This is a genomic window from Catenuloplanes atrovinosus (assembly GCF_031458235.1).
Lineage (GTDB): Bacteria > Actinomycetota > Actinomycetes > Mycobacteriales > Micromonosporaceae > Catenuloplanes > Catenuloplanes atrovinosus.
This window is the reverse complement of the sequence record NZ_JAVDYB010000001.1, coordinates 4,822,464-4,842,342: the sequence shown is the minus strand read 5'-3', so window position 1 is coordinate 4,842,342 and position 19,879 is coordinate 4,822,464. Positions and strand designations below refer to the sequence as shown.

Here is a 19,879-nt window from a genome sequence, read left to right as displayed (position 1 = left end):
CAAGGAGAAGGGGGAAGAGTAGCGATGTTCACCGGCATCGTGGAGGAACTCGGCGAGGTCGCGGATCTGGCCGGGACCAGCGACGACTCCGCCCTGCTGACCGTGCGCGGGTCGCTGGTCAGCGAGGACGCGAGACACGGCGACTCGATCTCGGTCAACGGCGTGTGCCTGACCGTGGTCGACGTCGGGGACGGCGTCTTCACCGCGGACGTGATGGGTGAGACGCTGCGCCGGTCCAGCCTGGGCAGCCTGCGGACCGGCTCGCCGGTCAACCTGGAGCGCGCGGCCACGCTGGGCAGCCGGCTCGGCGGCCACCTGGTGCAGGGCCACGTGGACGGCGTCGGCCGGATCCTCCGGCGCGAGCCCGCGGCCCAGTGGGAGACCGTCACGGTCAGCCTGCCGCCGGAGCTCGGCCGGTACGTGGTGGAGAAGGGCTCGATCACGATCGACGGCGTCTCGCTGACCGTGACCGCGGTGACCGAGGACGAGTTCTCGGTCGGCCTGATCCCCACCACGCTCAAGCTAACCACCCTCGGGCACAAGCGGATCGGCGATCCCGTGAACCTGGAGGTCGACGTGATCGCAAAATATGTCGAGAAGATGCTGAGGGACCCGCGATGACCACTGGCTTTGGCACGGTCGAGGCGGCGGTCGCGGCGATCGCCGAGGGCCGCCCCGTCATCGTGGTGGACGACGAGGACCGGGAGAACGAGGGCGACCTGATCTTCGCGGCCGAGAAGGCGACGCCGGAGCTGGTCGCGTTCATGCGCCGGTGGACGTCCGGCTACATCTGCGCGCCGCTCACCGAGGCGGACGCGGACCGGCTCGAGCTGCCGCCGATGTACCACACGAACCAGGATCGCCGCGGGACCGCGTACACGGTCACGGTCGACGCCCGGGAGGGTATCGACACCGGCATCTCGGCCGCGGACCGCGCGCACACGCTGCGGCTGCTCGCCGACCCGGCCACCGGCCCCACCGACCTGTCCCGGCCCGGCCACGTGGTCCCGCTGCGCGCCCGGCCCGGCGGCGTGCTGCGCCGGCCCGGCCACACCGAGGCCGCGATCGACCTCGCCGAGCTGGCCGGCCTGCACCCGGCCGGCGTGCTCTGCGAGATGGTCAACGACGACGGCACCATGATGCGCATGCCGGAGCTGGAGGCGTTCGCCACCGAGCACGGGCTGGTGCTGATCAGCATCGCGGAGCTGATCGCCTACCGGCGGCGGCACGAGAAGCAGGTCGAGCGGGTCGCCGAGGCGCGCATCCCGACGCCGCACGGCGTGTTCCGCGCGTTCGGCTACCGGGTCGCGTTCGACAGCGCCGAGCACGTGGCGATGGTCTACGGCGAGATCGGCGACGGCACGGACGTGCTGGTCCGGGTGCACTCGGAGTGCCTGACCGGCGACGTCTTCGGCTCCCAGCGCTGCGACTGCGGCCCGCAACTGGACGCGTCGTTCGCCCGCGTCGCGCGCGAGGGGCGCGGCGTGGTGCTCTACGTGCGCGGCCACGAGGGGCGCGGGATCGGGCTGCTGCACAAGCTCCAGGCGTACCAGTTGCAGGATCGTGGGCTGGACACGGTCGACGCGAACCTGGAGCTGGGCCTGCCCGCGGACGCCCGGGACTACGGCACCGGCGCGCAGATCCTCTACGACCTGGGCGTGCGGACCATGACGCTGCTGACCAACAACCCGGCGAAGCGGGCCGGGCTGGAGGGGTACGGGCTGCAGATCGTCGGGCGCGAGGGCCTGCCGGTCCGCCCGCACCCGGAGAACGTCCGCTATCTGCGCACCAAGCGCGACCGGATGGGCCACACCTACGACGAGGCCGACGAGCAGGTCCTCAACGGACTCGCCTGATCTCACGAGAGAGAGCACCGCACATGGCTGGATTCGGAGACCCGCACCTGAGCACCGTGGAGGCCGGCGGCCTCACGCTCGGCATCGTCGCGGCCCGCTGGCACCACGAGCTGGTCGACCACATGGTCGCCCGCGCCCAGGCCGCCGCGCGGGCGTGCGGCGTGACCGAGGTGATGGTCTCGCGGGTGGCCGGGTCCGTGGAGATCCCGGTGGTCGCGCAGGCGCTCGCCGAGGTCTGCGACGCCGTCGTCGCGCTCGGCGTGGTCATCCGCGGCGAGACCTCCCATTACGAGTACGTCTGTGACTCCGTGACCAGCGGCCTCACCCGGGTGGCGCTGGACGCGCACACGCCGGTCGGCCAGGGCGTGCTCACGGTCGAGTCGCTCGGCCAGGCCCGCGACCGGGCCGGTCTGGAGGACTCGATCGAGGACAAGGGCTGGGCGTCCACGGTCGCGGCGCTCGGCGCCGCGCTCGCGATCCGCGAGATCCACAAGGCGTAACGCGGACCACTCTCTCGAGGGCGTGGCCGCGTCGTCGGCCGCGCCCTCGCGACCAGGCGGATGGTGCTACGTTCCGACCGCGCGCTCGCGGCGCCGACGTCCGGCGTCGCGTTCCGGTGGATTCGCCGGGTTTCGTGAGCGCGGCTCGCGGGGATCACAGAGGACCATGAGGAGCTTGCGGGTACGCGCGTCGGTGGTCTCCGCGGCAGCCCTGGCGCTGCTGCTCTCCGGGTGCGGTGCGGAGGAGCGGGACACGGCGGAGGCGGCCGCGTCGCCGGTGCAGTCGGCCGCCACCGCGGCGCCGAACCCGTCGGAGCCCGGCCGGTGCCGCACCGCGGACCTGACCGTGACGATCGCCGACCGGCAGGGCGGCCAGACGCTCACGTTCACCAACGTCTCCGCGCAGCCGTGCACGCTGGAGGGCTTCCCGGGGGTGACGTTCGTGGCCGGGGACGAGGGCGCGCAGGTCGGCGCGGAGTTCGCGCACGACGGCGACAAGGCGGAGAAGCTGACGCTGAAGCCCGGCGACTCGGCCCGCAGCGATCTGGTGCTGACCAGCCCCGGCGCGGCCAAGTGCAAGGGGGCCGAGGCGACCGGCTTCCGGATTCTGCCGCCGCAGGAGACCACCGCGATCTTCGTCAGCTCGCCGCAGCAGGCCTGCACCGAGACGGACAAGGGCGTGGGCAAGGTGCGCCCGTTCTCGGCGTGACGGCACCGCCGGTGCGCGGCGCCGTCACGCCGGACCTCAGCGGGTGCGGACCCGCAGCAGGTGGAACTGGGTGACGGTGGCGAAGTTGTCGTCCGCGACCAGCACCAGGGACCGGTCGCCGGTGGGCAGGCGCGGGCCCCAGGTGATGCCCTCGACGTTGTCGACCGGCGTGCCGGTCGCGTTCAGGTCGAGCAGCAGCCGCTTCGGCATCGCGCGCTCGGTGCCGGTCAGCGCGTCCCGGCCGAGCGCGTTCGTGGCGCCGCGCGTGGTGGTCCAGAAGACCTGGACCGTGAAGCCGACGCCGCCGGCGAAGCTGCGCTCGATCGCCAGGTAGTCGGTGTCGTTGAGCGCCAGCAGCTCGGTCAGGCCCCGGTCGGCGAACGGGTTGGCCGGGTCGGTGGGCGCGTTCGTGATCGGGTCGGTGTGGTAGACGTACTCGGCGCGCGCCCGGCCGGAGGACCGGTCCAGCACCAGCACGCGCGCGTCCGCGCCCTCGGTCAGCGTGGCGATCGGGCCGTCCTGGGCCAGCGCGCTCTCGGTCGCGGCCACGATGGACCGGCCGTCCGCGGAGAGCGTCAGCGACTCGAAGGCCAGGTTGTTCCGCACGCCCCGGCCCTCCGCGGGCGGGTACGCGTCCGGCAGCCGGTAGTCGCGGCGGAACGCGCCGTCCTTCGACGCCTCCCGGATGGTGGGCGCGATGCCGGTGGCGGCCGCGCCCTCGCTGGTCCAGAGCACCCGGTCGCGGCCGGCGAGGCGGATCGACTCCGGGTCGACCGTGCCGTTCGCGAACGGTGCGCCGGTCCGGTCCAGGATCGTGGTGACGCCGGTGACCCGCGGCGCGGCGTCCCGGAAGCCGGTGCGGTCGAGCGGCAGGCGCAGCGTGTACCAGCGGGCCGGGGCCAGCGCGGACCGGTCGTCGCTGATCGCCGTGTACGTACCGGTCGCCGGGTCGTAGTCGATGCCGGACAGACCGCCGAACGCGGTGCCGAGCTGGACCGTGCCGGCCGGCACCGAGATCGTCTCGACCAGTGACAGCCGGGGCAGGCCGGTGCCGTGCGCCTGGACGGCCGTGGGCGTGGCCACCAGCGCGGCGCCGGCGAGCGCGGTCACCGCGGTGAGCGTTGCTCTGTGGTTCATGTCCGCAGTTCTGCCAGCCGGACATGAACTGTCGGTGCACACGACGGACAATCGACGTGCACCGGCGCTTCACGTACCCCCTCTAGGTTCTTTGTTGATCTTTTGGAGACCCGTGTAGGAGTGCGCCATGACGTTGCCGGAGTGGGCCGACCCGGCCGTGCCGGAGTCCGATCTCGACCCGCAGGGCCTGTCCCGCCGGGTGCTGCTGCGGCGGGCGGGCCTGTTCGGCGCCGGCTTCGCGGGGGTGTCCCTGCTCGGCGCGGCTCCGGCCGCGGCGCACGGCGGCGACGGCGACGACGACCCGGACCTGGCGTGGCTGGTCGGCGACCACCACGTGCACACCGTCTTCAGCCACGACGCGAAGTACCGGCTGGCCGACCTGGCCCGGCGCGCGGCGCAGTTCGGCCTGGACTGGATGGTGTTCACCGAGCACAGCAACGTCGGGCACGCGGACGCCGGCGGCGCGCTGCGCGAGCGCGAGCAGATCAAGCTGGCCCGCGCGGAGAACCCGCGCCTGCTGATCTTCCAGGGCCTGGAGTGGTACATCCCCGGCGCCGAGCACTGCACGGTCTTCACCGCGCCCGGCGACCACGAGGCCGAGATCCTGCGCACGTTCGAGAAGACGTACGACGGCAAGCTGCTCGGCCGCACCGACGGCTCCGCGGCGAACGAGGCGCTGTCGGCCGAGGCGATCCGGTGGCTGGCCGCGCGCCGGCGCGCCGGCGAGGTCCCGGACGTGCTGGTCCTGGCCAACCACCCGTCCCGGCTCGGCATCGACTCCCCGCACGAGCTGCGGGCCTGGCGGGACGCCGCCCCGGAGATCATGATCGGCATGGAGGGCGCGCCCGGCGCCCAGGGTGCGGCCATCGCGGGCCTGCGCGGCGCGTCGAGCATCCGCGGCGAGTACGAGAACAAGCCGTCCGCGCAGTCCTGGGCCGGCTATCCCGCCGAGGCGTACGTGACGTACGGCGGCTTCGACTGGATGACCGCCACGGTCGGCGGCCTCTGGGACTCGATGCTCTCCGAGGGCAAGCTGTTCACCATCACCAGCAACTCGGACAACCACCGGACCGTCCACGACACGCTGCGCAACGGCGACTGGGCCCCCGGCCAGAACTTCGACAACGCCGGCCAGCTGCCCGACCCGGTGGAGACGGGCGTGGCGCAGCCCGGCAGCGACCTGTGGCCCGGCCAGTTCAGCCGCACCCACGTGGGCGTCACCGGGTACGGCCACCGCCAGGTGATGGACGCGCTGCGCGCCGGCCGCGTGTGGGTCGACCACGGCCAGCTCGTCGACGGCCTGGACGTGCGCCTCGAGGGCGACGGCCGGCGCGTCACGCTCGGCGGCCGCCTCCGGGTGCGCCGCGGCACCCGCCTCACGCTGACCGTGACCGTCACGTCGTCGTCCCGCCCGAACTACCACGGCATCCTGCCGCGCCTGGCCCACCTCGACGTGATCCGCGGCGTGACCCGCTCCTCGATCGGCCGCGACGACTGGCGGGCGCCGGACACGCGCGTCGTCCACACCACGGACACCGGGCGCAAGCGGGGTACGTACACGCTGCGCGTCCCGCTCGGCGCGGTGCGGGAGTCCGGCTACCTCCGGCTGCGCGGCAGCGACGGCAACCGGCACGGCGCCGGCCTGCTCGGCGCGGCGATCGACCCGCACGGTCCGGTCGCGCATGCCCCCGGCGACGGCGACCCGTGGGCCGACACCTGGCTCTACACCAACCCGATCTTCATCGACGTCCGCTGACCGGTCGTCTCCGGTGCGGTGGGGGCGCGCTCAGCTCGCGTACCCCGCCGCCTGGAGCCGGAAGAGGTCCGCGTAGCGGCCGCCGGCGCGGATCAGCTCGTCGTGCGTGCCGGCCTCGACCAGCCTGCCCTCGTCGAGCACGAAGACGCGGTCCGCGTGCCGGACGTTCGCGAGCCGGTGCGTGATCAGGATCGTGGTGGCCGTGCCCTGCCGGTCGCGGATCGCCTGGAACAACGCGTCCTCCGCGCGCGGATCGAGCGCCGACGACGGCTCGTCCATGATCAGCAGTTCGGCGTCGCGGAGGAAGCCGCGGGCGGCCGTGACGCGCTGCCACTGGCCACCGGAGAGGTCCTGGCCGCGGGCGAAGGTGCGGTCGAGCAGCGTCTCGTACCCGTGCGGCAGGTCCGAGATCATCTGGTGGGCGGCGGCGCGGCGCGCGGCGGTCTCGATGCGCGCCGGGTCCGGCTCGGCCTCCGGATCGCCGACCGCGATGTTCGTGGCCGCGGTGAACGGCCACTTGTGGTACTCCTGGGTGACCACCGCGATCCGGGCGCGCAGCGCGGCCACGTCCCACCCGGGCAGCGGGCGGCCGTTCCACAGGATGTGGCCGGACGTGGGCTCGCGCAGCCCGGCGATCATCGCGGCGAGCGTGGACTTGCCGGAACCGTTCTCACCGACGAACGCCACGGTCTGCCCCGCGCGCACGGTCAGCGACACGTCGTCCACCGCCGCGGTGTCGCGGTCCGGGTAGCGCAGCGTCACGCCGCGCACCTCCAGAGCACGCAGCGGGCCGGGCGCCGGGCGGTCGCCGCCGGACGGCAGGTAGCGGGCGGCCCGGCTCATGAACCCGGTGTAGTCGCCGAAGTGCTGCCCCTCGGTGTAGACCCGGTCGATCTGGAACGTCACGGTGGCCAGCGAGCGCTGCGCGGCCTGCACCGCGATCACGCAGGTGGCGGCCGCGGCGAGCGGAATGTGGCCGCGCAGCAGCAGCACGCCGAGCAGCACGTAGACCGCGCCGGTGGCGACGCCGCCGACCGCGGCGCCGACGCTGGTGGACGTGGTCACCCGCCGGGCGAGCGCCAACTGGATCGCGGTCTCCACGGCCATCACGCGGTCGTACTGGTCGAGCAGGAACCGCCGCAGGCCGTACGAGCGCAGCTCGTGCGCGGAGACGCGCTCGGCCATCAGGCGGTGCAGAATCCAGAGCCGCCGGCGGCGGACCGAGCCGGCGAGATACGTCTGATAGCGCTGATGCCCGGCGTGCAGCGAGCCCCACGCGTTCGGCACGGTCGCGACCAGCAGCGCCACCAGCAGCAGCGGGTGGATGAGCACCACCGCGACCGCGACGGAGAGCATGCCGACCGCGCCGGAGAGCAGGTTCATCACGCCCTGCACCAGGCCGATCGCGGAGTCGGTGCCGCGGGACGCGCGCTCCATGTCGTCCGCGAACGCGTCCTCGTCGAACGCGTCCAGCCGTACCGACGTGGTCACCTCGAACAGCCCGCGCTCGATCTCCCGGCTGACCCGCGGCGTGAGGCCGTTCTGCGCGTAGCCGGTGGCGATGCCGAGCCCGGCGCGGATCGCGGTCGCGCAGGCCAGCGCGCCGAGCGCCGGCAGCGCGGCCGTCACCCGGTCCGGCGTGGGCCCGCCCGCGAACAGCTCGACCAGCACCCGCTGCGTGGCCAGCAGGCCGAACGTGGCCATCACGCCGGCGCCGACGGTCGCGGTCGCGACGATCGAGGTGCGCAGCCGGTCGGCGCGCCAGCTCACCGCGAGTGCCCGCCGGACCAGCGCGGGCAGCTCCGCGAACACGCCGAACAGGCCCGCGTCCGCCCGGCGGCGCATGCCGGTCTCCCACCACATCGTGCGCAACTCGGGCAGCACCGACTCCGTGTTCGCCGTCACCGTCCCAGGATGCCGGGACCCGGCGCGATCGACTGAGCATGGAGCGTGAGTGAAAGCCTCACGCGCGAGTCTGTCGCGACGCCGCCTGAGATCGGGGTGCGTAAGCCGGCGGCGAAGGCCGTGTGAGGCGGGAAAGGGTGGGGCATAGAGAAACGTATGGGGCTCGGGGAGAACGAGGGTGAAGCGCGGCTGAGGGAAGAGGTGGCGGCCATGGAGGCGGCCGCCGCGGAGGGACGTTACGAGGATGCGCTGGCCGCGAGCGAGAGTGCGAGCGGCACGATCCGGCGGTTGCGGGAGATCGCGCCGGAGAATGCGAGCCACGTCATGGCCGCGGCCGGACTGCTGCACAACCGCTCGCATTTTCTGCAACGGGTCGGGCGAAATGACGCGGCGGTGACCGCGGCGGCGGAGTCGGCCGCGCTGTTCCGTGAGCTGGTTCCGGCCGATCCCGCGTTTTACCGGCCCTATCTGGCGGATGCGCTGGTACGCCTGGGTGCGGCCATTGAGGCGACCGGACGGAAGGACGAGGCGCGCGAGCCGATCGCGGAGGCGGTGCGCCAGTATCGGGAAACCGTGTTCGACGCGCCGCGTCATCGGGCGGGGCTGGCGCGCACACTCGTCCGGTTCGGGGAAATGCTGGCGGAAGCGGGTGAGCTGGAGCGCGCCACGGAGGCGATGGCGGAGGCCGCGGACCTGTTCCGAGCGGCGGACGAGGGCGGCGAGGTGCTCTTCTCGCCGTCGAATGCCGGCCCGATTCCCGCAGGTTGGGAGTTGCTGGTGGACGGCCCGGCCTATGCGACGGCACTGCGTAACCTGGCGGCCGCGAACAGCCTGGCCGGCCGGTCCGGCGCCGCGGTGGAGGACTCGCGCCAGGCGGTGGACATCGCGCGCCGGGTGGCCCGCGCGAGAGGGGTTTCCGAGCCCGACCTCGCGGATCTGCTGGTGGACCACGCACAGATCCTGGCCGAGGCCGGTTATCTCATCGAAGCTCGTAAGAATGTCGAAGAGGCCATCGCCTGGTACGAGTCGGCCGGCCCCACCGCCTATGAACCGCGATTGAGCTGGGCTTACGATGTTCGCGAAAGGATCGCCGGGCAATAGGCACGTCACATCAATTTCCGGGCAGGTTGCGGGATATTGTGCGCTTCAGGCAGACTGCATTTCGGTACCCATCCGTTTGCATTGTTCTTCCTGACCGGGAGTGAGCCGCCGTGGCTAAGCAAGTCATCACGCTGTTGACCGACGACCTCGACGGCAGCGAGGCTGACCGCACCGTCGAGTTTGCGCTGGACGACGTGACCTACACCATTGACCTTTCCGAGAAGAACGCCGGCAAGCTGCGCAAGCTGCTCGATCCGTACATCGCGGCGGGCACTCGCGTCGGCCGCAGCGGCGCCGTGACCGTGCAGCGCGGTGGCCGTCGCGCCGCCGGTGGCACGGTCCGGTCCAATCGCGATCAGAACAAGGCGATTCGCGAGTGGGCCGCGGAGAACGGTTACGACGTTTCCGAGCGCGGCCGCATCCCGGCCAACGTGGTCGAGGCCTTCAACAAGCGCTGACTAAGGGCGGAACCGATAGCCCATCCCCGGCTCGGTGATCAGGTGCCGGGGGCGGGCGGGGTCGTCCTCCAGCTTGCGGCGCAGTTGCGCCAGATACTGGCGGAGGTAGTTCGTCTCCGTCCGGAATTGCGGTCCCCATACCTCCTGGAGGAGCTGTCGCTGGCTGATCAGCTTCCCGGGATTGCGCAGCATGATTTCCAGAATGTGCCACTGGGTGGGCGTCAGCCGCAGCTCTTCGCCGTCGTCCCCGCGTACCGTCCGGTCCGCGAGGTCGACGGTCCACCGCCCGATCCGGGTCACCGGCGCGGCGTCCCCGGCCGTGTTGATCCGCCGGGTGACGGCGCGGATGCGGGCCAGCAACTCCTCCACGCCGAACGGCTTGGTGACGTAGTCGTCGGCGCCCGCGTCCAGCGCGGCCACCTTCTCCTCGCTGCTGGCGCGCCCGGACAGCACGATCACCGGCACCGCGGTCCAGCCGCGCACGCCGCGGATCACCTCGACGCCGTCCAGGTCGGGTAGGCCCAGGTCGAGCACGATCAGGTCGGGATGGTGCCGCGCGACCGCGCGCAGCGCGGACCCGCCGTCCGCGGCGACCTCCACGGCGTACCCCCGGGCCCTGAGGTTGATCCTGAGCGCGCGGAGGATCTGGGGCTCGTCGTCGACGACGAGGATGCGGATCATTCGATCTCCAGATCGAGGTCGAGGGCCTGCGGGGGTACGGCCGGGAGCGCCAGGACCATGGTGAGGCCGCCACCGGGTGTGGCCGACGGGGTGAGCGTGCCGCCCATCGCCTCCGCCAAGCCGCGGGACAGCGCCAGCCCGAGCCCGACGCCGGTGTGGTTGTCCCGGTCGCCGAGCCGCTGGAACGGCAGGAACACGGTGTCCCAGTCCTCCTCCGGGATGCCCGGCCCGGTGTCGGTCACCCGCAGCTCCACCTCGCCGTCGTGCGTGCTGGCCGACACCACCGGCGGCGCGCCCGGCGGGCTGTAGCGCAGCGCGTTCGCCACCAGGTTGACCAGCACGCGCTCCAGCAGGCCGGGGTCGGCGGAGACCGCGGGCAGGTCCGGCGGGATGTCCACCCGCACGTCGTGCGCGGCCGGCCCGAGCTCGTCGAGCGCGCGCGGCACCGCGTCCTCCAGCCCGATCTCGATCGGCGACAGCCCGAGGACGCCCGCCTGCAACCGGCTCATGTCCAGCAGGTTCGCCACCAGCCGGCCGAGCTGGTCCAGCGACTCGTCCGCCGTGGCGAGCAGCTCGTCGCGGTCCTCGTCGTCGAACGCGACCTCCGCGTGTTCGCCGGACGCGCCGCGCAGCGACGTGATCGCGGCCTTCGCGGAGGCGAGCGGCGTACGCAGGTCGTGGCTGACCGCGGCCAGCAGCGCGGTGCGCATCCGGTCCGCCGCGGCCAGCGGTTTCGCGGTGGCGGCCTCTGCGGCCAGCCGCTCCTGGCGCAGCGCGAGCGCGGCCTGCGCCGCGAACGCCTCCACGATCCGCCGGTCGTCCGCGGCCAGCGGCGCGCCGCGCAGCGCAAGGCTGAGCGACTCGTCGACCGGCACGTCCGCCTCGGCCTCCGCGGGCGCGCCGCACGGCGGCCCGCCGACGCCCGCGACCACGGTCCAGGCCCGCGGATCGCGGTGCGCGTCCGGGCGCCCGCCCGCGCCCGGCACCCGCTCCAGCAGCGTGACCGCGGTGAGCCCGAACGTCTCCCGCAGCCGCTCGAGCAGCGCGGTGAGCGGCCGGGCGCCGCGCAGCACGCTGCCCGCGACCAGCGCCAGCGTGGTCGCCTCCGCGCTGGCCCGGGCCGCCTCCCGGGAGCGGCGCGCGGCCAGGTCGACGACCGTGCTCACGGACGCGGCCACCACCACGAAGATGGTCAGCGCGAGCAGGTTGTCCGGCTGCGCGATGGTGAACCGGCCGGTCGGCGGCGTGAAGAAGTAGTTGAGCAGCAGCGATCCGCCGACGGCCGCGACCAGGGCCGGCCACAGCCCGCCGACCAGCGCCACGCCGACCGACGCGGCAAGGAAGATCAGGATGTCCAGCGTGAGGCTCTCCGGCAGCAGGTGCACGCCCACGGTGAGCAGCGGCATCCCGGCGATCGCCAGCACCCACCCGGCGATCCGGCGGCGCCGGGACAGCGCGGTGGTGCCGGCGAACGACCGCGGCCGCCCGTGCCCCGCCTGCTCGTGCGTGACCAGGTGCACATCGATGCCGCCGGACCGGGCCGTGGTGGTGACGCCGACGCCGGGGGAGAGCAGTCGCGCGATCCGGCCGCGCCGGCTGGCGCCGAGCACGAGCTGGGTGGCGTTGACCCCGCGCGCGAAGGTGAGCAGCGCGGCCGGCACGTCGCCGCCGACGACCTGGTGGTAGGTGCCGCCGACGCTCTCCACCAGCACGCGCTGCCTCGCCAGCAGCGCCGGGTCCGCGCCGGCCAGCCCGTCGTTGCGCGCCACGTGCACCGCGAGCAGCTCCGCGCCCTTGGTCCGGTCCGCGATCCGGGCCGCGCGCCGGATCAGCGTCTCGCCCTCCGGCCCGCCGGTCAGCGCCACGACCACGCGTTCCCGCGTCTCCCAGGTGGTGGCGATCTCGTGCTCGGAGCGGTACCGGTCGAGCTGGTCGTCGACCGTGCCGGCCAGCCAGAGCAGCGCCAGCTCGCGCAGCGCCGTGAGGTTGCCGACCCGGAAGTAGTTGCCGAGCGCCGCGTCGACCTTCTCCGGCCGGTAGACGTTGCCGTGCGCCATCCGGCGGCGCAGCGCCTCCGGCGTCAGGTCGGCCAGCTCGACCTGCTCGGCCGCGCGCACGAACTCGTCCGGCACGGTCTCCCGCTGCGGTACGCCGGTGATCTCCTCGACCACGTCGTTGAGCGACTCGAGGTGCTGCACGTTGACCGTGGACAGCACGTCGATGCCGGCGTCCAGCAGCTCCTGGATGTCCTGCCAGCGCTTCTCGTGGCGGGACCCCGGCACGTTGGTGTGCGCGAGCTCGTCGACCAGCGCCACCTCGGGCCGGCGGGCCAGCACCGCGTCCAGGTCCAGCTCGGTGAACTCGACGCCGCGGTACGTCACGGCCCGGCGCGGCACGACCTCCAGGCCGCCGATCATCGCCTCGGTCATCGGCCGCCCGTGCGTCTCCACGAATCCGATCACCACGTCGGTGCCGCGCGCGGCCCGGCGCACGGCCTCCTCCAGCATGGCGTAGGTCTTGCCCACACCCGGCGCCGCGCCCAGGTAGATCCGGAGTCGCCCGCGTGCCACGCCCTTGATCCTTTCACTCGTGAGGCTACCCGCGGCCCCCGGTCAGGCGCGGTCGTCCAGCGCGAGGTTGAGCGCCAGGACGTCGACGCCCGGCTCGCCCATGAAACCGAGCGCGCGGCCGGTGGTGTGCTCCTCGATCAGCGCGAGCACGTCGGCCGGCCGCATGCCGCGCTCGCGGGCGACGCGCGGCGCCTGCAACTCCGCGTAGGCGACGCTGATCTGCGGGTCGAGGCCGCTGCCGGAGGCGGTGACCGCGTCGGCCGGGACCGCCGGCCTGTCCGGTGCCGTGCCGCGGACGGGCGTCACCAGCCCGCCGGTGTAGTCCTGGCCCGGGTTCGCGCACTCCACCGCCGTACCCTCGAAGGTGGTCGTGAAGGGTGTCGCCGGGCAGGCCTGGTTGACGCTGACCGCGCGGGTGACCGCGCCGGTGAGGCCGTCCGCGCGGTAGACGCTGAGCACCGCGCCGACCCCGTCCGCGGTGCAGTAGGGCCGCCCGCCGTCCACGCCCTCCAGCCGCCCGACGGCCAGGCTGCGCGCGCAGACCCGGGTGAGCAGGCTGGGGGAGCCCGGCGTGTCGACCACGCTCTCCGGGCCGAGATTGGACGCGCCGGTGGTGAGCGGATCGTAACCGTCGCCGCCGGCCGAGGGGCGGGACTGGAAGTAGCGCGGGATCGGGTCGCCGTTCGCGTCCGTGAAGTGCTGGCCGATCAGCGCGCTGCCGACCACGGTGCCGTCGCGCGTGATCAGCGAGCCCCCGGCCTTGCCGCTGAGCCCGGGCAGCCGGCCGACTCCCACCATGACCAGGGGGTACGCGATTCCGAGCGCGACCGTGAGGACGAGCAGCGCGCGCAGCGCCGCCAGGTGCAGGGAGATCCAGGAGGGAAGACGCATGATGATCAGAGCCCCGAGATGAGCAGGTCGATGAGCTTGATGCCGAGGAACGGCGCGACGAGGCCGCCCAGGCCGTAGATCAGCAGGTTGCGGCCGAGCAGGGCGGACGCGCCGCTCGGCCGGTACCGCACGCCGCGCAGCGCGAGCGGGATCAGCGCGACGATGACCAGCGCGTTGAACACGACCGCGGACAGGATCGCCGAGGTCGGACTGTCCAGGCGCATGAGGTTGAGCGTGTCCAGGCCCGGGTAGACGCCGGCGAACATGGCCGGGATGATCGCGAAGTACTTGGCGACGTCGTTCGCGATGGAGAACGTGGTCAGCGCGCCGCGCGTGATGAGCAGCTGCTTGCCGATCTCCACGATCTCGATCAGCTTGGTCGGGTCGGAGTCGAGGTCGACCATGTTGCCGGCCTCCTTCGCGGCGGACGTGCCGGTGTTCATCGCCACGCCCACGTCGGCCTGGGCGAGCGCGGGCGCGTCGTTGGTGCCGTCGCCGGTCATCGCGACCAGCCGCCCGCCCTCCTGCTCGCGGCGGATCAGCGCGAGCTTGTCCTCCGGCCTCGCCTCGGCCAGGAAGTCGTCGACGCCGGCCTCCTCGGCGATCGCCCTGGCGGTCACCGGGTTGTCACCGGTGATCATGACGGTGCGGATGCCCATCCGCCGCATCTCGTCGAAGCGCGCGCGCATGCCGGGTTTGACCACGTCCTTGAGGTGGATCACGCCCAGCGCCCGGTCGTCCTCGGCCACCACCAGCGGCGTGCCGCCGGACGCGCTGACCCGCTCGACCAGGTCCGCGACGGCGGGCGCGGGCGTGCCGCCGTTCTGGCGCACCCAGGCCAGCACGGCACCGGCCGCGCCCTTGCGGATGCGCCGCACGGTGCCGGCCGTGCCCGCCGGGAGGTCGACGCCGCTCATCCGGGTCTGGGCGGTGAACTCGACGAACACGGCGCCCTCGGCCTCGCGCGCGAGGAAGCCGAAGTCCTTGGCCAGCGCCACGATCGAGCGGCCCTCCGGCGTGCCGTCCGCGAGGCTGGAGAGCCGTGCCGCGTCGGCCAGATCGGCCTCCGTGACGCCGGGCGCGGGCAGGAACGCGGACGCCTGCCGGTTGCCCAGCGTGATCGTGCCGGTCTTGTCCAGCAGCAGCGTGCCGACGTCGCCGGCCGCCTCCACCGCGCGGCCGCTCATCGCGAGCACGTTGCGCCGCACCAGGCGGTCCATGCCGGCGATGCCGATCGCGGAGAGCAGCGCGCCGATCGTGGTCGGGATCAGGCAGACCAGCAGCGAGACCAGCACGATGCCGGTGACGCCGCCGCCGTCCAGCGCGAGCGTGTCCGGCGCCGCGCCCTGGTACGCCTTCGAGTAGATCGCCAGCGGCTGAAGCGTGACCACGGCGAGCAGGAAGATCACGGTGAGCGCCGCGAGCAGGATGTTGAGCGCGATCTCGTTCGGCGTGCGCTGCCGGTGCGAGCCCTCGACCAGCGAGATCATCCGGTCGATGAAACTCTCGCCCGGCCGCTGGGTGATCCGGACGACGATCCGGTCGGACAGCACCCGGGTGCCGCCGGTGACCGCGCTGCGGTCGCCGCCGGACTCGCGGATGACCGGCGCGGACTCACCGGTGATCGCGGACTCGTCCACGCTGGCGATGCCCTCGATCACGTCGCCGTCGCCCGGCACGACCTGCCCGGCTGCGACCTCCACCACGTCGCCCCGCCGCAACTCGCCGGCGGGCACGCTCTCCGCCGCGTGTTGCCCCGGCCATCCGGTGAGCCGGGTGGCGACCGTGTCCTTCCTGGCGGCGCGCAGCGTGGCGGCCTGCGCCTTGCCCCGGCCCTCGGCCACCGCCTCCGCCAGGTTCGCGAAGAGCACGGTGAGCCAGAGCCAGACCGTGATGGCGACCGCGAACCCGGACGGCTCGGCCACCGCCAGCACGGTGGTGAAGGCCGCGCCGATCTCGACGATCAGCATGACCGGGTTGCGCCACATGACGCGCGGGTCGAGCTTCCGGAGCGCGTCCGGCAGCGAGCGGGCCAACTGCTTCGGGTCGAACAGCCCACCGCCGGCCGGGCGTGGCCGGGGCGCGTGCGGCGCCGGGGTCTGCGGCGCTTCCAGAGTGCCGATGGTCATGGTTTTCACAGGCCTTCCGCGAGGGGGCCGAGCGCGAGCGCCGGGAGGAACGTGAGCGCGACCAGCACGACGGTCACGCCGGCGACCATGCCGACGAACAGCGGCCGGTGGGTGGGGAGCGTGCCCTCGGACGCTGGGACCGGCCGTTGCCCGGCCAGCGACCCGGCCAGCGCGAGCACGGCGATGATCGGCAGGAACCGGCCGAGCAGCATCGCCAGGCCGGTGGCGGCGTTCCACCAGGGCGTGTTGACGGTGAGGCCGGCGAACGCGGAGCCGTTGTTGTTCGCGGCCGAGGCGAACGCGTAGAACACCTCGGTGAGCCCGTGCGGGCCCGTGTTCAGCGCGGTGGACGCGTTCCCGGTGGCGAACGCGGCGGCCGTGCCGGTGAGCACCAGGATCGGCGTGACCAGGAAGTACAGCGACGCGAACTTGATCTCACGAGCGCCGATCCGCTTGCCGAGGTACTCCGGCGTGCGGCCGACCATCAGCCCGGCCACGAAGACCGTGATCACGGCCAGGATCAGCATGCCGTACAGGCCGGTCCCGGCACCGCCCGGCGCGACCTCGCCGAGCAGCATGTTGACCAGCGGCATCATGCCGCCGAGCGCGGTGTACGAGTCGTGGAACGAGTTGACCGCCCCGGTCGAGGTGAGCGTGGTGACCGCGGCGAAGACGGCGGATCCCACCACGCCGAACCGGATCTCCTTGCCCTCCGTGGCCGCACCCACCGCGGTCGGCACCGTGCCGGCCCCGTGCAGCTCGAAGGCCGTGGTCAGGGTGACGCTCGCGATCGCGAGCAGCGCCATGACGGAGACGATCGCGTAGCCCTGCCGGTCGTCGCCGACCATCCGGCCGAAGACCCGGGGCAGGCTGAACGGGATGAGCAGGATCAGGAACAGCTGGACCCAGTTCGTCCAGGACGTCGGGTTCTCGAACGGGTGCGCGCTGTTGGCGTTGTAGAACCCGCCGCCGTTGGTGCCCAACTCCTTGATCACCTCTTGCGAGGCCACCGGCCCGCCGGTGATGGTCTGTGTCCCGCCGGCCAGCGTCTGCGCGACGGTGCCGGAGCCGAGGTTCTGCACGACGCCGCCGAGCATCAGCACGATCGCGCCGAGCACCGCGATCGGCAGCAGCACGCGCAGCACGATGCGGACCAGGTCGACCCAGAAGTTGCCGAGCCGGTCCGTCCTCGACCGGGCGAAGCCGCGGACCAGCGCGACCGCGATCGCGATGCCGGCCGCGGCGGAGACGAAGTTCTGCACGGCCAGGCCGGACATCTGGGCCAGGTGCCCCATGGCCGACTCGCCGGAGTACGACTGCCAGTTGGTGTTCGTCACGAAGCTGACCGCGGTGTTCCAGGCGACGTGGTCCGCGACCGGCGGCATGCCGACGCTCAGCGGCAGGTGCCGTTGCAGGCGCAGCAGGCCGTAGAGGACGACGATCGACACCGCGGAGAACGCCAGCACGCTGCGGGCGTAGGCGCCCCAGCTCTGCTCCGCGTCCGGGTCGACGCCGGCGAGCCGGTAGACGCCGCGCTCCACCCGGGAGTGGGTGCGCCCGGACACGACGCGGAACAGGTGGTCGCCGAACGGCCGGTAGACCGCGACGACCGCGAGCACCAGCGAGACGATGAGGGTCACGGCGGCTCTCCTCAGAACTTCTCGGGGAACAACAGCGCGACGAGCAGGTAGCCGGCCAGCCCGAGCGCGAGCACCAGGCCGGCGAGGTTCACGGCGGTCACAGCCGCTCCACCGCCCGCAGCAGCAGGGTCAGCGCGCCGAACAGCGCCACCGTCGCGAGCACGAACGCCACGTCAGGCATCGTGCGACTCCTTCACCATCGGGTACGTCCGACCGGCGGGCGCGCCGGTCGCGTAACCGATGGAACGCCTGGTCGCGGCCGATCCGGCGATCCCTGACGCGGTGCATACGCGCCGGCGCGGTTTCTTGACGCGTTCTTGACGGCCGCCGCGGTCGCGCAGCCAGCGGTTGATCAAGGCCTCCCGGCCGGCGAGCCCGTGCCGATCCTGGAGGTCGCGGTCCGCGACTCCGCCGATTTTTCGCAGGATCTGACGGGTGTGGGGAGAGATACCGGGGCGCCGACCGGGAAGGGGCGGTGGTGGCGAACACGGTCGCGGCCGTGCCGCCGGCGGTGCGCGATCACACCGGGCACCGGGCCGCACGTCTACGTCAACTGGACCGAGGGCGACCCGGTGGCGCACTGATCCGCTTCCTGATCTTCGGCGTCGCCGAGATCGGGCCGGTGGCGTGCGAGGTGCCGCGCCGCGCGGAGCCGGACCTCGGCGTGCCGTCCGGCCGTCCACGTCGGCCGATCCGCGGGTAGCCGGTTTACGTATTGTGATGTGACAATTCGTCGTGTGCTCGTTCGTTGGATGACCGGCCGGTGCCGGTGGCGCTCGAGGACGCATGCCGTGACCCGAGTAGCGGAAGTGCCGAAAGGGGAAAATGATGCCCCGGAACCAGAGCGCCGCGGTCAGCCGCCGTCGTCTCCGCACCGCGCTCCGCAGACTTCGCGTCGCCCGCGACATGACGCAGAAAGAGGTCGCCGACGCATTACGCTGGTCGAGTGCGAAACTGATGCGCATCGAGGCCGGAAAGGTCAGCGTATCGTTCACCGACCTGCAGGCGCTGCTGAACCACTACGGCGTCACGGATCCGGCGCGCATCGACACGCTGAACGAGCTGTCGGCCGCGGCGCGCAGCGGTTCCGAGCTGAGTGCGCGATATCGTGACGTGCTGTCCCCCGGAATGGCCGAATTCGTCGAGCACGAGGAGAGTGCCGGCGTTATCCGGAATTTCCAGCCGCAGCTCATTCCCGGTCTTCTCCAGACCCGTGAGTACGCGTATTCGGCGTTGCGTTTCCTGCCGGACACCGAGCTTCCCGCGGAGGTGGTCGAGCGACGGGTGGAGGCGCGATTGGAACGGGCGGAACTGCTGCGCCGCGACGATTCCCCGGACGCGTTCTTCATTCTGGACGAGTCGGCGCTCTATCGTCGCGCCGGCGCCGAGTCCGGCGCGGACGGCGTGCTCGCCGCGCAGCTGGAGCACCTGCGTGAGCTGGGTGCGCGCCCGCACGTCTCGATCCAGGTCCTGCCGTTCGCGGCCGGGCTGTACGGTGCGATCCGCTCGCCGTTCGTGATCCTCGAATTCGACGACGAGCTCGACGACGGCCTGGTCTACATCGAGTCGCCGCAGGATGAGATGATCATCCGGGAGGACGTGGAGTCCATCGTGCGCTTCGCGGACCGGTTCCGTTCCCTGGAGAAGCGGGCCACCTCCCGGGAAATGCTCCCGGTGGTAATCGACGCGGCACTGAAACGGCTGAAGTCGCACTCCGTGTTCGCCTGATTACAACACGAATTGTTGTGCGCCGTCACCTGGAATGACGGCGAGTTCCGGGCGTATGCTCCGGCCGTTCGGAAGTGGCCCTGTGGGTGGGTCCGGTCGGGGACTTCCGGCAATCACCCGGGAGGGCGCATGACTATTCGGGTTCCCGCCGATCTCACATGGCGAAAGAGCACGCGCAGCGCGCAGGGTGAGTGCGTCGAGGTCGCGAAAAACGACACGCGGATTCTGGTCCGCGACTCGAAGAATCCGGACGGTCCGGTGCTGTCATTCGACCACGCGCGCTGGCGTGCGTTCCTCCGCGTCGCGGCCGGCCGCTAGGACCCGGATCGTGGCCGTGCGCGCCGCGGCCGGTCCCGGTGCGCGCGGCGGGAGATCAGCCAGCCGGCGGCCGCGGTCGCCGTGCCGGAGCCCGCGCAGCACAGCAGCGTGATCGTGCCGTCCACGCCCGCGACCGTGCAGACCAGCAGGAACATCGTGGTCGGCAGCAGCGCGGTGAGCATCGTGATGAACCGGCCGATCGGCCGCATGGCGTGGTGTCCGGTGCCCGTGACGGACACCTTGACCGCGAGCAGGTCCCGGACCGAGATGTCCGTGGTCGCCTCGAGGTTTCCCTGCGCGGATTGATCGTTGGTACGTGCGCTCTTCGTCATGGTGCGGCTCACCGCCCGACAGGGATCTTGTAAGGTGACTGATCGTCGGGTATCAGATCGGAAGCCGACGATCCGTCTTACGGCGAATCGTAACGCATCAAAGCCGCGGTGCAGCACTTACCTGCAATTGCATTATGGTTGGGAATCGCATCCGAAAAGCATGGGCCA

Annotated in this window: 19 protein-coding genes; 10 read left to right on the top strand and 9 right to left on the bottom strand. The window is 72.4% G+C overall.

Annotated features, from left to right (window positions below; all coding sequences use genetic code 11):
- Positions 1–24: 24 nt before the first annotated feature.
- The 4 genes from J2S41_RS21470 (at position 25) to J2S41_RS21455 (ending at position 3,065) form a co-directional block, all read left to right on the top strand.
- Positions 25–621 (top strand): riboflavin synthase, encoded by a 597-nt coding sequence (locus tag J2S41_RS21470; RefSeq protein ID WP_310369882.1) that lies wholly within the window; start codon positions 25–27, stop codon positions 619–621.
- Entirely contained in the window at positions 618–1,856 is a 1,239-nt protein-coding gene (locus J2S41_RS21465) for a bifunctional 3,4-dihydroxy-2-butanone-4-phosphate synthase/GTP cyclohydrolase II (protein WP_310369881.1), read from the top strand. The genes J2S41_RS21470 and J2S41_RS21465 overlap by 4 nt, the downstream gene beginning before the upstream one ends.
- A 23-nt stretch (positions 1,857–1,879) precedes the next feature.
- Positions 1,880–2,356, top strand: a complete 477-nt coding sequence (ribH, locus tag J2S41_RS21460) for a 6,7-dimethyl-8-ribityllumazine synthase (protein ID WP_310369880.1) — start codon at positions 1,880–1,882, stop codon at positions 2,354–2,356.
- A 166-nt stretch (positions 2,357–2,522) separates the two neighbouring features.
- The gene (locus tag J2S41_RS21455) at positions 2,523–3,065 is read left to right on the top strand and encodes a DUF4232 domain-containing protein (RefSeq protein ID WP_310369879.1); all 543 of its coding nucleotides are present in this window, start codon (positions 2,523–2,525) and stop codon (positions 3,063–3,065) included.
- A 36-nt stretch (positions 3,066–3,101) separates the two neighbouring features.
- Here the strand turns inward: J2S41_RS21455 and J2S41_RS21450 are convergent, their stop codons facing one another.
- Positions 3,102–4,202 carry an esterase-like activity of phytase family protein gene (locus J2S41_RS21450; protein ID WP_310369878.1) on the bottom strand — a complete coding sequence of 367 codons (1,101 nt, stop codon included), beginning with the start codon at positions 4,200–4,202 and terminating at the stop codon, positions 3,102–3,104.
- A 127-nt stretch (positions 4,203–4,329) separates the two neighbouring features.
- Between J2S41_RS21450 and J2S41_RS21445 the strand changes: the two genes are divergently transcribed.
- On the top strand, positions 4,330–5,958 hold the full coding sequence (locus tag J2S41_RS21445) for a PHP domain-containing protein (RefSeq protein WP_310369877.1): 1,629 nt from the start codon (positions 4,330–4,332) through the stop codon (positions 5,956–5,958).
- 30 nt (positions 5,959–5,988) lie between these two features.
- Here the strand turns inward: J2S41_RS21445 and J2S41_RS21440 are convergent, their stop codons facing one another.
- Positions 5,989–7,821 carry an ABC transporter ATP-binding protein gene (locus J2S41_RS21440; protein ID WP_310376441.1) on the bottom strand — a complete coding sequence of 611 codons (1,833 nt, stop codon included), beginning with the start codon at positions 7,819–7,821 and terminating at the stop codon, positions 5,989–5,991.
- Between the two features lie 198 nt (positions 7,822–8,019).
- Between J2S41_RS21440 and J2S41_RS21435 the strand changes: the two genes are divergently transcribed.
- Complete coding sequence (locus J2S41_RS21435) at positions 8,020–8,964, top strand: tetratricopeptide repeat protein (RefSeq protein ID WP_310369876.1); 945 nt, start codon at positions 8,020–8,022, stop codon at positions 8,962–8,964.
- A gap of 110 nt (positions 8,965–9,074) precedes the next feature.
- Positions 9,075–9,422 (top strand): histone-like nucleoid-structuring protein Lsr2, encoded by a 348-nt coding sequence (locus tag J2S41_RS21430; RefSeq protein ID WP_310369873.1) that lies wholly within the window; start codon positions 9,075–9,077, stop codon positions 9,420–9,422.
- On the opposite strand, the gene J2S41_RS21425 is transcribed toward J2S41_RS21430, so the two are convergent.
- Genes J2S41_RS21425 through kdpF form a run of 6 tightly spaced genes read right to left on the bottom strand, consistent with a single transcriptional unit; the run spans position 9,423 to position 17,434 of the window.
- Positions 9,423–10,103 (bottom strand): response regulator, encoded by a 681-nt coding sequence (locus J2S41_RS21425; RefSeq protein WP_310369871.1) that lies wholly within the window; start codon positions 10,101–10,103, stop codon positions 9,423–9,425. It abuts the gene before it with no gap.
- Entirely contained in the window at positions 10,100–12,673 is a 2,574-nt protein-coding gene (locus J2S41_RS21420; protein ID WP_310369869.1) for a DUF4118 domain-containing protein, read from the bottom strand. Before J2S41_RS21420 ends, J2S41_RS21425 begins: the two co-directional genes overlap by 4 nt.
- A 42-nt stretch (positions 12,674–12,715) precedes the next feature.
- On the bottom strand, positions 12,716–13,564 hold the full coding sequence (locus J2S41_RS21415; RefSeq protein WP_310369867.1) for a potassium-transporting ATPase subunit C: 849 nt from the start codon (positions 13,562–13,564) through the stop codon (positions 12,716–12,718).
- A 5-nt stretch (positions 13,565–13,569) separates the two neighbouring features.
- Positions 13,570–15,693, bottom strand: a complete 2,124-nt coding sequence (gene kdpB, locus J2S41_RS21410) for a potassium-transporting ATPase subunit KdpB (RefSeq protein WP_310369865.1) — start codon at positions 15,691–15,693, stop codon at positions 13,570–13,572.
- Positions 15,694–15,698: 5 nt separating this feature from the next.
- Positions 15,699–17,333: a potassium-transporting ATPase subunit KdpA gene (gene kdpA / locus J2S41_RS21405; protein WP_310369864.1), complete on the bottom strand. Its 1,635-nt coding sequence runs from the start codon at positions 17,331–17,333 to the stop codon at positions 15,699–15,701.
- An 11-nt stretch (positions 17,334–17,344) separates the two neighbouring features.
- Positions 17,345–17,434: a K(+)-transporting ATPase subunit F gene (gene kdpF / locus J2S41_RS21400; RefSeq protein ID WP_310369862.1), complete on the bottom strand. Its 90-nt coding sequence runs from the start codon at positions 17,432–17,434 to the stop codon at positions 17,345–17,347.
- A gap of 377 nt (positions 17,435–17,811) precedes the next feature.
- Here kdpF and J2S41_RS21395 point away from each other — a divergent pair, with 377 nt between their 5' ends.
- The 3 genes from J2S41_RS21395 (at position 17,812) to J2S41_RS21385 (ending at position 19,379) form a co-directional block, all read left to right on the top strand.
- A complete protein-coding gene (locus tag J2S41_RS21395) occupies positions 17,812–18,036 on the top strand; it encodes a hypothetical protein (protein ID WP_310369859.1) in 225 nt (74 codons plus the stop codon).
- A 125-nt stretch (positions 18,037–18,161) separates the two neighbouring features.
- On the top strand, positions 18,162–19,061 hold the full coding sequence (locus J2S41_RS21390; RefSeq protein WP_310369857.1) for a helix-turn-helix domain-containing protein: 900 nt from the start codon (positions 18,162–18,164) through the stop codon (positions 19,059–19,061).
- 129 nt (positions 19,062–19,190) lie between these two features.
- Positions 19,191–19,379: a DUF397 domain-containing protein gene (locus tag J2S41_RS21385; RefSeq protein ID WP_310369856.1), complete on the top strand. Its 189-nt coding sequence runs from the start codon at positions 19,191–19,193 to the stop codon at positions 19,377–19,379.
- Here the strand turns inward: J2S41_RS21385 and J2S41_RS21380 are convergent.
- Entirely contained in the window at positions 19,376–19,711 is a 336-nt protein-coding gene (locus J2S41_RS21380) for a hypothetical protein (protein ID WP_310369855.1), read from the bottom strand. The genes J2S41_RS21385 and J2S41_RS21380 overlap by 4 nt on opposite strands.
- Between the last annotated feature and the right edge of the window lie 168 nt (positions 19,712–19,879).

Excerpts from the sequence above, each read along its gene's own strand:
- J2S41_RS21470 (WP_310369882.1), top strand. The coding sequence starts at position 25 with ATGTTCACCGGCATCGTGGAGGAACTCGGCGAGGTCGCGGATCTGGCC.
- J2S41_RS21465 (WP_310369881.1), top strand. The coding sequence starts at position 618 with ATGACCACTGGCTTTGGCACGGTCGAGGCGGCGGTCGCGGCGATCGCC.
- ribH (WP_310369880.1), top strand. The coding sequence starts at position 1,880 with ATGGCTGGATTCGGAGACCCGCACCTGAGCACCGTGGAGGCCGGCGGC.
- J2S41_RS21455 (WP_310369879.1), top strand. The coding sequence starts at position 2,523 with ATGAGGAGCTTGCGGGTACGCGCGTCGGTGGTCTCCGCGGCAGCCCTG.
- J2S41_RS21450 (WP_310369878.1), bottom strand. The coding sequence starts at position 4,202 with ATGAACCACAGAGCAACGCTCACCGCGGTGACCGCGCTCGCCGGCGCC.
- J2S41_RS21445 (WP_310369877.1), top strand. The coding sequence starts at position 4,330 with ATGACGTTGCCGGAGTGGGCCGACCCGGCCGTGCCGGAGTCCGATCTC.
- J2S41_RS21440 (WP_310376441.1), bottom strand. The coding sequence starts at position 7,821 with ATGTGGTGGGAGACCGGCATGCGCCGCCGGGCGGACGCGGGCCTGTTC.
- J2S41_RS21435 (WP_310369876.1), top strand. The coding sequence starts at position 8,020 with ATGGGGCTCGGGGAGAACGAGGGTGAAGCGCGGCTGAGGGAAGAGGTG.
- J2S41_RS21425 (WP_310369871.1), bottom strand. The coding sequence starts at position 10,103 with ATGATCCGCATCCTCGTCGTCGACGACGAGCCCCAGATCCTCCGCGCG.
- J2S41_RS21415 (WP_310369867.1), bottom strand. The coding sequence starts at position 13,564 with ATGCGTCTTCCCTCCTGGATCTCCCTGCACCTGGCGGCGCTGCGCGCG.
- kdpB (WP_310369865.1), bottom strand. The coding sequence starts at position 15,693 with ATGACCATCGGCACTCTGGAAGCGCCGCAGACCCCGGCGCCGCACGCG.
- J2S41_RS21390 (WP_310369857.1), top strand. The coding sequence starts at position 18,162 with ATGCCCCGGAACCAGAGCGCCGCGGTCAGCCGCCGTCGTCTCCGCACC.
- J2S41_RS21385 (WP_310369856.1), top strand. The coding sequence starts at position 19,191 with ATGACTATTCGGGTTCCCGCCGATCTCACATGGCGAAAGAGCACGCGC.
- J2S41_RS21380 (WP_310369855.1), bottom strand. The coding sequence starts at position 19,711 with ATGACGAAGAGCGCACGTACCAACGATCAATCCGCGCAGGGAAACCTC.